18 protein-coding genes are annotated in these 9481 nt (G+C 26.5%); 11 read left to right on the top strand and 7 right to left on the bottom strand.

What is annotated here, in order from left to right; genetic code table 11:
* Positions 1-109 precede the first annotated feature (109 nt).
* Both dusB and ACTF45_RS05440 read left to right on the top strand, forming a co-directional pair.
* Entirely contained in the window at positions 110-1117 is a 1008-nt protein-coding gene (gene dusB / locus ACTF45_RS05445) for a tRNA dihydrouridine synthase DusB (RefSeq protein ID WP_438949504.1), read from the top strand.
* Between the two features lie 18 nt (positions 1118-1135).
* A complete protein-coding gene (locus tag ACTF45_RS05440; protein WP_288347000.1) occupies positions 1136-1390 on the top strand; it encodes a DUF2470 domain-containing protein in 255 nt (84 codons plus the stop codon).
* A 242-nt stretch (positions 1391-1632) separates the two neighbouring features.
* Here the strand turns inward: ACTF45_RS05440 and ACTF45_RS05435 are convergent, their stop codons facing one another.
* Positions 1633-1878 (bottom strand): hypothetical protein, encoded by a 246-nt coding sequence (locus ACTF45_RS05435; RefSeq protein ID WP_288346999.1) that lies wholly within the window; start codon positions 1876-1878, stop codon positions 1633-1635.
* Between the two features lie 436 nt (positions 1879-2314).
* On the opposite strand from ACTF45_RS05435, the gene ACTF45_RS05430 reads away from it, so the two are divergent.
* From ACTF45_RS05430 to ACTF45_RS05415, 4 genes are read left to right on the top strand one after another with little or no spacing between them, the layout of a single operon-like run.
* Positions 2315-2740: an acyl-CoA thioesterase gene (locus ACTF45_RS05430; protein ID WP_288346998.1), complete on the top strand. Its 426-nt coding sequence runs from the start codon at positions 2315-2317 to the stop codon at positions 2738-2740.
* 42 nt (positions 2741-2782) lie between these two features.
* Positions 2783-2983: a hypothetical protein gene (locus ACTF45_RS05425; protein ID WP_288346997.1), complete on the top strand. Its 201-nt coding sequence runs from the start codon at positions 2783-2785 to the stop codon at positions 2981-2983.
* A gap of 39 nt (positions 2984-3022) precedes the next feature.
* Positions 3023-3274, top strand: coding sequence for a hypothetical protein (locus ACTF45_RS05420; RefSeq protein WP_288346996.1), 252 nt, complete (start codon positions 3023-3025; stop codon positions 3272-3274).
* Positions 3275-3298: 24 nt separating this feature from the next.
* Positions 3299-4171, top strand: a complete 873-nt coding sequence (locus tag ACTF45_RS05415) for a restriction endonuclease (RefSeq protein WP_288346995.1) — start codon at positions 3299-3301, stop codon at positions 4169-4171.
* A 5-nt stretch (positions 4172-4176) separates the two neighbouring features.
* On the opposite strand, the gene ACTF45_RS05410 is transcribed toward ACTF45_RS05415, so the two are convergent.
* A complete protein-coding gene (locus tag ACTF45_RS05410) occupies positions 4177-4581 on the bottom strand; it encodes an MAPEG family protein (RefSeq protein WP_438949503.1) in 405 nt (134 codons plus the stop codon).
* Between the two features lie 671 nt (positions 4582-5252).
* Positions 5253-5795: a PAP/fibrillin family protein gene (locus ACTF45_RS05405; protein ID WP_438949502.1), complete on the bottom strand. Its 543-nt coding sequence runs from the start codon at positions 5793-5795 to the stop codon at positions 5253-5255.
* Positions 5796-5872: 77 nt separating this feature from the next.
* Between ACTF45_RS05405 and ACTF45_RS05400 the strand changes: the two genes are divergently transcribed.
* Positions 5873-6157 carry a DUF1330 domain-containing protein gene (locus tag ACTF45_RS05400; RefSeq protein WP_438949501.1) on the top strand — a complete coding sequence of 95 codons (285 nt, stop codon included), beginning with the start codon at positions 5873-5875 and terminating at the stop codon, positions 6155-6157.
* 166 nt (positions 6158-6323) lie between these two features.
* Complete coding sequence (locus ACTF45_RS05395; protein ID WP_036930287.1) at positions 6324-6503, top strand: hypothetical protein; 180 nt, start codon at positions 6324-6326, stop codon at positions 6501-6503.
* Positions 6504-6516: 13 nt separating this feature from the next.
* On the opposite strand, the gene ACTF45_RS05390 is transcribed toward ACTF45_RS05395, so the two are convergent.
* The 4 genes from ACTF45_RS05390 to ACTF45_RS05375 form a co-directional block, all read right to left on the bottom strand.
* A complete protein-coding gene (locus ACTF45_RS05390) occupies positions 6517-6687 on the bottom strand; it encodes a hypothetical protein (RefSeq protein ID WP_288346990.1) in 171 nt (56 codons plus the stop codon).
* A gap of 91 nt (positions 6688-6778) precedes the next feature.
* A complete protein-coding gene (locus ACTF45_RS05385) occupies positions 6779-6910 on the bottom strand; it encodes a hypothetical protein (RefSeq protein ID WP_288346989.1) in 132 nt (43 codons plus the stop codon).
* 92 nt (positions 6911-7002) lie between these two features.
* Entirely contained in the window at positions 7003-7305 is a 303-nt protein-coding gene (locus ACTF45_RS05380) for a hypothetical protein (RefSeq protein WP_011132652.1), read from the bottom strand.
* A gap of 124 nt (positions 7306-7429) precedes the next feature.
* Positions 7430-7609: a hypothetical protein gene (locus ACTF45_RS05375; protein WP_036930285.1), complete on the bottom strand. Its 180-nt coding sequence runs from the start codon at positions 7607-7609 to the stop codon at positions 7430-7432.
* A 246-nt stretch (positions 7610-7855) separates the two neighbouring features.
* Between ACTF45_RS05375 and ACTF45_RS05370 the strand changes: the two genes are divergently transcribed.
* The 3 genes from ACTF45_RS05370 (at position 7856) to ACTF45_RS05360 (ending at position 9332) form a co-directional block, all read left to right on the top strand.
* Complete coding sequence (locus ACTF45_RS05370) at positions 7856-8038, top strand: Nif11 family protein (RefSeq protein WP_011132653.1); 183 nt, start codon at positions 7856-7858, stop codon at positions 8036-8038.
* An 88-nt stretch (positions 8039-8126) separates the two neighbouring features.
* Positions 8127-8882: a PAP/fibrillin family protein gene (locus ACTF45_RS05365; protein WP_438949500.1), complete on the top strand. Its 756-nt coding sequence runs from the start codon at positions 8127-8129 to the stop codon at positions 8880-8882.
* A 135-nt stretch (positions 8883-9017) separates the two neighbouring features.
* A complete protein-coding gene (locus ACTF45_RS05360) occupies positions 9018-9332 on the top strand; it encodes a hypothetical protein (protein ID WP_288346984.1) in 315 nt (104 codons plus the stop codon).
* The last annotated feature ends 149 nt before the right edge of the window (positions 9333-9481 follow it).

The following is a 9481-nucleotide window of genomic DNA, read 5'->3' as shown; positions in this document are numbered from 1 at the left end:
TTAAGACAATAAAAAGAAATCTAATTAAATTTTTAAGAATAAAAAACAGAATTAAATGAATGTTAATTATTCAATCTATAGTGAATATATCAGAAGTAAATTTTTCATAATGTCTTCAATTATAAAATTAAGAGGAAAAGGTGTATCGAGAATAATAAATAGCAAAGTAATGTTGTCTCCTCTCGCAGGAGTTACCGATAAAATATTTAGAAAATTAGTAAGAAAATGGGCCCCAGAATCTTTACTATTTACAGAAATGATTAATGCGACAAGTCTGAAACATGGATATGGCACTCAGAAAATAAAACAACTTGAATTAGAAAAAGGTCCTGTAGGTGTGCAGATATTTGATAATAGGCCCTTTGCTGTTTCAGAGGCTGCAAAATTGGCAGAGGATTCAGGTGCATTTCTAATTGATATAAATATGGGCTGTCCAGTAAAAAAAATCTCAAGAAAAGGGGGTGGAAGTGCCTTAATTAATGATCGCTTATTAGCTATTGAATTAGTAAAAAGAGCTTCAAATGCTGTAAAAGTTCCTGTTACAGTAAAAACAAGGCTTGGTTGGGAAAATAAAGAAGAGAATATAGAGGAATTTCTATTAAGTCTTCAAGATGCAGGAGCTGAAATGATAACCTTACATGGAAGAACTCGAAAAGAAGGCTTTTCAGGTAAAGCAGACTGGGAAATGATTGGAAAAATTAAAGATCTTTTAGAAATACCAGTAATTGCAAATGGAGATATCAAGAATCCCAAGGACGCATTTAATTGCTTCAAAAAAACAAATGCTGATGGTTTAATGATTGGGAGAGGTATACTTGGTTCTCCATGGAAAATAGGAGAAATAGATTATGCAGTTAAAGAAATTAAAGGTTTTAAAGAACCAAATATTGAAGAAAAATTGTTATTGATTATTGAACATTTGGATGAACTTATAAAAGAAAAGGGTAGTCATGGTTTATTAATAGCCAGAAAACATATTTCATGGACTTGCAAAAATTTTCCAGGAGCCACAAGTCTTCGAAACAAATTAGTAAGAGCAATAGATGCCAATGAGGTTAAAGAATTAATAAATAAAGCGATTAAGACTTTAAATTATGAAAAAATAATATTAACCTGAAAAAAATTAAATTTTAAAATGAAAATAATTAGTTCAAAGACGAGTCAAAGAGTATGTAAACATATGAATAAAGATCACATTGGATCTGTACATAAATATCTAAAATATTATGGAAAGATTTCAGAATTTAAGGAAGCTTATTTGGAAGAAATTTCCAGTCAATTCATGAAAATTAGATATGATGATAAGTTTGCATTTATAAATTTTAAAAATGAAATCTCAGAAGATGAAATTCATGGCACATTAGTTTCCATGATAAAAGAAATTGAATAAATTTATTGTGCCATCTTTGTAAAAAAAGAACATCTAAGAATTTCTCTCATAGTAATCCGTAATTTTTTTACATTCTTCAAACGTAAGCATACTCAATCTTGAACTCGCATTACATTTTAAGATTGTACAAACAGCCAATAGATCTGAGCTGTTTACATTGAGTGCTTCAGAAAGCTCTATAACTCTAAGACCCTTCAATATTTTTAATTAAAAATGGATTGATAAAAACATTGTACTTTGAATTAATGTGCAGCATTTTTTCCTAAACCAGCTATGAATGGGAAAGCTTGTTCATCTCCAAATATATCCTCATTAGAAGTTATGGGGATATCACCTTTATCCTTAATATCATTTTTAACATCACTAGATTTTGATTCCATAGATAAATCATTGCTTAATTCGCCACCAATTTCATCGGCTAAGCAATTACTAAAACTAAAAAAAAAGGAACTAATAAAAACAAATGAAATTAAAATAATGTTTTTCATAAAAAAACTAATAAAAAATATTCTCTTACAAAAATAAATCTTTGAAAAAAATTTTTCTTATATTAAAACAATTCTAAATATATAAATTAATACAAACTATTTATTTAATTTATTTCTATTCTTGAATCTTACCAAGAAATAAATTCCAATCATTATGAGAATAGCCATTGAATATTTAAAAAGGAAAACATAAACGATATAAACTAAGAAAGGAAACAAGCATGCTCTTTTAAAATTAATTTTTTGAGTTGAGTTCATTTTTTTCCAATTTAAATATTCTCTCCACTGGAATATTTTCTTCATTCTTCTTTCTTTATAATTTCGATTAAACATAATTTTTAAAATATAATTTTTTATTTTAATTAATAAAAAAGAACTTCAATAACTATATTTTTATTATAAATATACACTTATAGATTTCAAGATTTTAATGTAAATGAAAAAAATTTGGAAAATTGAAAAGTTAGTATTACCACAACATTCAGATCACGCTGGGGTTATGTGGCATGGTACATATTTTGATTGGCTTGAAGAAGGAAGGATCCATGCACTTTCAAAAGCAGGTATAAATTATGTTGACCTTACAAAAAATGGTTTTGAGTTACCTTTAATAGATACTTCAATAAAATATATATCTCCCTTATTCCTTGGAGATACTATAACAATAGAAACTATATTTAAAATAAGCAAAAGTCCAAAAATAAATATTCATTCAAAATTTATTAACAAAAGCAAAACAGTTTTGACCATAGCTGAGGTTAATTTAGTTCTAATAAATAAAAAAAGTTTTTCTATCATAAGGAAAAGGCCTGATTTTATATCAAAAGCCTTTTTAAAATTGAACGGATATGATTATATTTAGTTAATTTATTAATTATTTAGAGCAATTAAATTCTATTCACTAATGAAGGATATATTTCTTGTCCTGGATTCATATCAATATCAGATGGAATCAAGTTATCAGGAAACATCTTCTCTAACTAATCTTTTTACTGAAAACAAATTTATAGGATGGTTAGGACTTTTTATTGTATTTTTTTCAATCTTTGCAATTATTATTTTTCAATTTCTTGAATGGGAAAGTAATGACAAAAATAAGGAATAAAAAAGACTTGACTTATAATAAATATAAATTTTTTATAAAATGGCAATTTACTTAAAAATAACTAATCCAACTGAAGTTGTAAAAAAAAAGACCTCTAAATGGTTAACAGATATAACACCAGAAAGAATTGATCGAAAATTAGTTGAAGACGAAGTTATTAAAGGTATTATTGAACAATTAACATTGGAAGGTATTGAAGGCGAAATCTCAGCAATAAATGGTTTTGATGTAAAAGACTCTACATTAATAACAAAAAATGATTTTATAATTAGAAAAACAAAATCTTTTTAACTAAAAAATAATAAATAAAAAATAATGAATAATATTTTTATTATTTTAGTTTCTCTAATTTTTTTATTTTTGATAACTATATTAAAAGCTTTTCTATTAAAAAAAAGAAAAGATAAATTAAATAATGCCTTAAATGCAAATTACTTCCTTGAAACGATAAATAGACTTATTGAAGAAAATAAATACAATCTATTGGAGGAAAGAATTAGATTAAAAGTTATTGATGCTTATGGTAACGAAGACTTGAAAAAGTGGATTGGTAATCCCCCTCTCGATGAAAAATTAATTGTGAAAAGCATCAATAATGAATCCAAAAGGTTAAAAGAAGGTATTCCATACTTTTGGGAAAAAGTCATTTTAAAAAAATTTTCTGGTCCAGACATTTTTTTTGAAAAATGGAAAGCTTATCGCAAGATTAATCCAATTATTAATGATGAAATAATTGGTACGAGTAGAATTTTGGAAAATGAAGACTGGTTTATATTCATAGCTAGTCAAATAGAAAAAACCTGTTTAAATTTAATAGAAAATAATACATCAAGGAATAATAATCAAAACTATAAAAAAGGAATTATATTTGAAAATCATTGTATGGAAATTCTCAAAAAAAATGGGTGGAAAGTGAAAGAAACACCTATTACCGGAGACCAAGGAGTTGATTTGATTGCCTCCATCGATAATTTAAGGATTTGTATTCAATGTAAAAATCATAAAAAAGCAGTAGGCAACAATGCTGTGCAAGAAATTTCTGCTGGTAAATTATATTGGAAAGGAACTCATGCGGTATTAGTATCAAAATCTGGTTTTACTAAATCTGCACAAAAACTAGCTAGAGCTAATAAAGTGAAACTAATAAATGATTTTGAATTAAAAGATTTAGAAAATATACTAATTTAGTTAATTTACATAAGTTGGGATATCCCTTCTTTATATAAAACAAGTGTCGTAAAAATTCCAGAAGCCCATATTAAACCTCTAGCAATCGGAATATTTAAAACATAAGCGCCAATATACAAAAAACGTAAGATAGGGTGCATCCAAGCAGCTATTAATGAGAGGTTTGAATCAGGTAAAGTAATTAAACAAAGTATGCAAGCTGGAGCATGAATAGAGATGCTTTCCCAGCAATTCTGATGACACCAAACTGCTCTTTTACCAAAGTCTGGCAATTCATCAAATAATGCTCTTGGTGCAGACATATTCTCCACAGAATAACCAGCTTTGATTCTTCCTAGAGTCAAAGGAATTGTTGATAGTAATACAACCACAACAGACAGGCAAAGGCTCCAAGCGAAAACTATTGGCATATATATTAAACAATTAATAAAACTACTTTAATAAATTACTATTAATTAATGCGGAATAATATTTATTTTTTAAAAATCAAAATTATATTTATATTCATAAGTTAAATTAAATCCTTATGGACATTTCAAAAATATTAACAATACTACTTGGTAGTATTTTAATTTATCTAATTTTTTTATTTTTAGGATTTAATTTAAGAAATAAAAATATAAAGGCACAAAATCTAACTAAAAAAGACAAATAATTATTTCCCACTAGAAATTTTTCATTATTTTTTTTTAATCATATTTTATAGAAATAAAAAAGATTATTAATTATATTAAATTGAAGAATTTTTAATAAAAATCTATTCTGTTTTAGATAAAAATAATGAAAAAGATCTATAAATTTATAAAAAGTTTTTTATTTATATCATTATGGCTAATAATCTCTACTTATTTACAAAAATATTGGAATACATTCCACTGGGAATATATATACCTTAATTTAAGAACAATTTTTGATAAAGAGTTTTGGTTCGTTTTGGAAAGATACCTATTTGGACTTGACCTAGGTTATTGGATAGAGGAATTATTAAAATTTTTGTCCTATGAAATACCCAAAGAGATCTTTAAATATGTGCCAATATTCTTTTTTCTAAAATATATTTGGATTAAAAGATAAAAATAATTTAGAGAGACTTAATAAATTCTTGAAATCTTTCAAATAAGATATTTTCTTTAATTCTTCTAAGTACAAATAATGTTCCTTTATCACCTCTGCAAATTCTAAGATTTTTGCTTAAAAAAGTAATTTCTAACCATCCTTTTTGTTCTTTTTTAATCTTAGCTAAAGCGTTTATCTTCCTTACTCCTAGATAAGGTCCAATTATTCCAGCATGAGTAAAACTAACTCCAATTTTCTTTTCATTTAAAGAACTCAATTTTGCTACTATTCCTGTTCCAATAATTGAATTAATCCCTTTGGGCTTGAGTAAATTCAAACCATTTAGATTTAACGGATCAAGAATTTGAAGATTATCAACTAGAGGAGAGTAATCTAGAAATGGAGCTTTTGAACTGCTCCATCTAAGCTCCCATACTCCTTTTAACTTCTCAATATCCATGTTAAGAGTAAATTTTGATTCTTTTTCTAGTTCTTCAGCCATATTTTTAATCTTTCTTGTTTTAGGACTTGAAAGGATTAAGTCCAATAATTGTTGTTCTAAATTCATTAAAATATATTTAAAGAGGACTTGAGCAAAAATACTTACACTGATGTGCTATATTCTACTGAAAATATTTTGATTCCATGACAAAGAGTTACTGGCTTAAGAAAATATCCATACCAAATGCTGAGTTGTTTCTCGAATACGTAAGGACAGTCTTGCCATGGATAAGATCTGTAGGTGGGGTTGTAGTAAAAAAAGATATTACACAAGATTCCAACTCACACAAGTGGGATGGGGGCCAACTAGGAATGGTAATTGAATTTGAATCTAAGATAGCTGCAAAAAGAGCTTTTTATTCAGATGTATTTCAAAACTATTTGAAATCTAGAGATTTAATGGAACTAGTGACAATAAGCACTCTTTAGTATAAAAAAAATAGATCTCTCACAATAATATCTGCCGACAAAAAATAAAAAATTGATTTTCGCAAATTAAGTATTTATTACTAGTAATCATTTTTTGTAATGGTTATAACTTCATTATTTATGAAATATTTAGCAAAATCTAAGGTAATAATCAAAATTAAATTAAATGAATTACTCCACGGAACAAGAAGACTATTTAATGACAACCCCTTACACCAAAAAAATTCAAAAAAAATTTAAGGAAGTTAAAAACTTTCTTGAGAAAAATGGATTTAACTCATCTTCCCAAGGACTAATGCAGGATATTATTAGTTCTCAAGAATATATTTCCAAAAATGATTTATGAAAAATTGTTTTTTTCATAGATTTTTAAAATAATAAATCCCACCTATTAAGAAAGGTAATAATATCCCTAAGAATAAGAGAAATGATTTCTTAGACTCTCCCTGTGTTATTGGATTTATTTCTGGTTCAATTGCAAATCCATTTTGTCTTCCACCGCTTTCTGTTGTATAACCTTTTTTATTCATAACTAAAAAATTTCATACGATTATCGCATGTATATTTTTTTTTATAAAAAAATTTTACATTTAGAAAAATTTTTAAATTTTCTAATAATTATTAGTTAATTTCAATTTTGGATTTTAATTTAGCAGCTTTTTTAAGTAAACCAACAATTTCTTTTCTACCATTAGCTTGTTCTGCTCTATTAATTAAATCACTATATCTTTTGGTAATTTCTCTATGGTTCATTAAAGTAAATATATTAATTTTATTATAAAAATAGAATTAAAAATTTTTTGTATAAAAGATATCAAAATCCTTTTTAAATTCCCTTAAATTATTTACCTAAACCAACCTCTCTTTTTAGGCTCTTCTACAACTTTTACTGGTTCTACTTTTTTACCAAATAATCCCTTTTTCTTTGGTTTGACATCCTCAGTTATCGGTTCTCTTTTTCTACCAAATAATCCTTGCTTCTTAGGTCTATCCTCTAAATCTTTTTTTTGATTTACTTTTTTAACAGGAGATTTGGATTGATTCTGTATTGGTTTTTTACCATCTGATAAAAGCTGATAGACAAAATATCCAAAAACACCAAAAAATCCTATTGCTTGGACTAAGGCGGTACCGATATTATCAAACATTGGCGATTCTAGTTTTTTAATGAAGTAATCTATTAATTATGGAAAAATATTTTTATAAATGCGGAATAAAAGAATTCAGATTTATGAATTAAAAATTAAGTTATGAAATTTTTTTAAAATAAAACTATTTATAGTAATTAACTAGATCGATTATTAAAATCGTAAGGAGAGAAATTCCCAAGATGTATGGAGCAAAAGGATATTTATTCAAGATTTGATTTAAATTACTTTTTGAGTCCTTTTTTGCTTCTTTCTTCTCTCTTGGCGGCAATCCTAATTCTTCTCTTCTTTTTGCTTCTCCCATATTTTAAGATGTGTACTTTAAAACAAATATAGTACAGATATATATGTTTAAACAATATTTAGATCTTTGCTAAATTCGATTACAAGTTTAATTAGAAATTTAGTTAATATATTTCTATAAATAAAAACAAAATGATAGAAATAGTTTGGTCAGTAAATATAATGGTTGCAATTTTAATTGGTGGAGTTGGCTGGGTCTTATATTATATTTTCACTTACGACCAGAAATATACATCTTAATATCAAAATGGCTGAAAAAGATTTAGTAAATTTTCTAAAAAAAATAGAGCAATTAAACAAGATATCAGAATTAATTAAAAATAATCCTGTAAAAAAGAAAGAGTTGTCGGATTGTAAAAATCATGAAGAAGTAATTTGCTTAACTTCCAAATGGGGTTTTGAAATTGGCAAAAGATGGGGAGAATATTAAACAAATTAATATCCAACCAATAAAAAAACATTTAAGTAGTACCAATACTCATAAAATAAATTAATATAGAGTTTGTGAAAATTTAATTATGACTGATATTGAGGAGATAAAAAAGAAGATATATCAAATAGCAGCTATTACTGACAGGGGGCAAAGACTGAACAAATTAATTGCACCTATGTATCAAGAAAAGTTGAAAGAGATGGGAAACCTTATAGATAGTCTTGAAAGTTTTAATACGGAAGTTTCTGAAGAAAAATTATCTGGAGAGTGGGAATTAATTTATTCAACAGTTGAATTATTTAGAAGTTCACCGTTCTTTTTAGCTATAGAAAAAGCATTAAATGATGAATTTAAAAGTAATCTTTTTTTTAAACTACATCAATTACAAGTAGGATCATTTGGTCTTTCTACCATTGGAAGAATTGCTCAAAATATTGATTTTGATAAAAAAGAATTTTTATCAACATTTGATACCACAATATTTGGGCTTACAACAATTCCAATTCTTGGTTGGTTCAAGCTTCTTCCAACTTTTGGAGGAAGAGTAATAACACTTGCTGATGATTTAATTTTAGAAGATAAGGTACTTAAAATGAATTTGAAGAAAACCAAAGTCTCCAAAGTTGATGGACTTAATAAGATTCCATTGTTTAGCACGCTATTAATGGAAAGATGGTATCCAGTCAAAGAAGTATGGGAAAAATTGCCTTGGAATAAACAATCACCTTCTTGCGAAGTATCAGTTATCTATTTAGATGACGAGGTAAGAGTAATGAAAGATATTTATGGATCAACTTTTGTTTATATCAGACCAACAATATCCTTACTTAATTCTAAATAAAAAATTTCTTGTGATTTATCTAAGTGTTTATTACTAATAAACTAGAAATAAAAATCAGAATCAAGTAAATCTAATTAAGCGAATGTCGCGGGATTGGAATAAATGAGTTATGTTCAGAGTGAACATTTTAAAATTATGCTAAAAAATAAAGAAAAAAATTCTGTTGTAAGAGGAATATTCTTAATCGGAGGTTGGGGTTTAGGTTTAGATAGATTTTACGAGGGAGATAAAAAAGGTGGGGTCTTATCAATTATTGGATGGAGTATTACATTTTTTACTTTCCTTTACCTAAAATGTTCAGGATATGAATATGTTGATGGTGTAAAGAATTATTCAGATTATTCACCAAATCCTTTAATTGTTTTACCTTTACTAGCTGGAGCGTATGGAGGGTTTCTCATTATCAAAAAGGCTTTCAGGTTAGCTAAACAATTTGAAAACGCTGAGTAATTATCTCAAAACATAGTCAAGACAATAAACCGGATCCTTTCAAATAAAATTTAAATAAAAGAATAACTAGTAAATTAACAATTGCTAACGCCACTATTCCATTTCTGTTCTTTACATCTAGCTTTTTAATTAAACTAGAGAGATAAAAG

Origin of the sequence: Prochlorococcus sp., from assembly GCF_965655815.1 — a bacterium.
Classification (GTDB): domain Bacteria; phylum Cyanobacteriota; class Cyanobacteriia; order PCC-6307; family Cyanobiaceae; genus Prochlorococcus_A; species Prochlorococcus_A pastoris.
This window is presented reverse-complemented; position numbering and strand designations above follow the sequence as displayed.

Excerpts from the sequence above, each read along its gene's own strand:
- dusB (WP_438949504.1), top strand. The coding sequence starts at position 110 with ATGTCTTCAATTATAAAATTAAGAGGAAAAGGTGTATCGAGAATAATA.
- ACTF45_RS05440 (WP_288347000.1), top strand. The coding sequence starts at position 1,136 with ATGAAAATAATTAGTTCAAAGACGAGTCAAAGAGTATGTAAACATATG.
- ACTF45_RS05435 (WP_288346999.1), bottom strand. The coding sequence starts at position 1,878 with ATGAAAAACATTATTTTAATTTCATTTGTTTTTATTAGTTCCTTTTTT.
- ACTF45_RS05430 (WP_288346998.1), top strand. The coding sequence starts at position 2,315 with ATGAAAAAAATTTGGAAAATTGAAAAGTTAGTATTACCACAACATTCA.
- ACTF45_RS05425 (WP_288346997.1), top strand. The coding sequence starts at position 2,783 with ATGAAGGATATATTTCTTGTCCTGGATTCATATCAATATCAGATGGAA.
- ACTF45_RS05420 (WP_288346996.1), top strand. The coding sequence starts at position 3,023 with ATGGCAATTTACTTAAAAATAACTAATCCAACTGAAGTTGTAAAAAAA.
- ACTF45_RS05415 (WP_288346995.1), top strand. The coding sequence starts at position 3,299 with ATGAATAATATTTTTATTATTTTAGTTTCTCTAATTTTTTTATTTTTG.
- ACTF45_RS05410 (WP_438949503.1), bottom strand. The coding sequence starts at position 4,581 with ATGCCAATAGTTTTCGCTTGGAGCCTTTGCCTGTCTGTTGTGGTTGTA.
- ACTF45_RS05405 (WP_438949502.1), bottom strand. The coding sequence starts at position 5,795 with ATGAATTTAGAACAACAATTATTGGACTTAATCCTTTCAAGTCCTAAA.
- ACTF45_RS05400 (WP_438949501.1), top strand. The coding sequence starts at position 5,873 with ATGACAAAGAGTTACTGGCTTAAGAAAATATCCATACCAAATGCTGAG.
- ACTF45_RS05395 (WP_036930287.1), top strand. The coding sequence starts at position 6,324 with ATGAATTACTCCACGGAACAAGAAGACTATTTAATGACAACCCCTTAC.
- ACTF45_RS05390 (WP_288346990.1), bottom strand. The coding sequence starts at position 6,687 with ATGAATAAAAAAGGTTATACAACAGAAAGCGGTGGAAGACAAAATGGA.
- ACTF45_RS05385 (WP_288346989.1), bottom strand. The coding sequence starts at position 6,910 with ATGAACCATAGAGAAATTACCAAAAGATATAGTGATTTAATTAATAGA.
- ACTF45_RS05380 (WP_011132652.1), bottom strand. The coding sequence starts at position 7,305 with ATGTTTGATAATATCGGTACCGCCTTAGTCCAAGCAATAGGATTTTTT.
- ACTF45_RS05375 (WP_036930285.1), bottom strand. The coding sequence starts at position 7,609 with ATGGGAGAAGCAAAAAGAAGAGAAGAATTAGGATTGCCGCCAAGAGAG.
- ACTF45_RS05370 (WP_011132653.1), top strand. The coding sequence starts at position 7,856 with ATGGCTGAAAAAGATTTAGTAAATTTTCTAAAAAAAATAGAGCAATTA.
- ACTF45_RS05365 (WP_438949500.1), top strand. The coding sequence starts at position 8,127 with ATGACTGATATTGAGGAGATAAAAAAGAAGATATATCAAATAGCAGCT.
- ACTF45_RS05360 (WP_288346984.1), top strand. The coding sequence starts at position 9,018 with ATGCTAAAAAATAAAGAAAAAAATTCTGTTGTAAGAGGAATATTCTTA.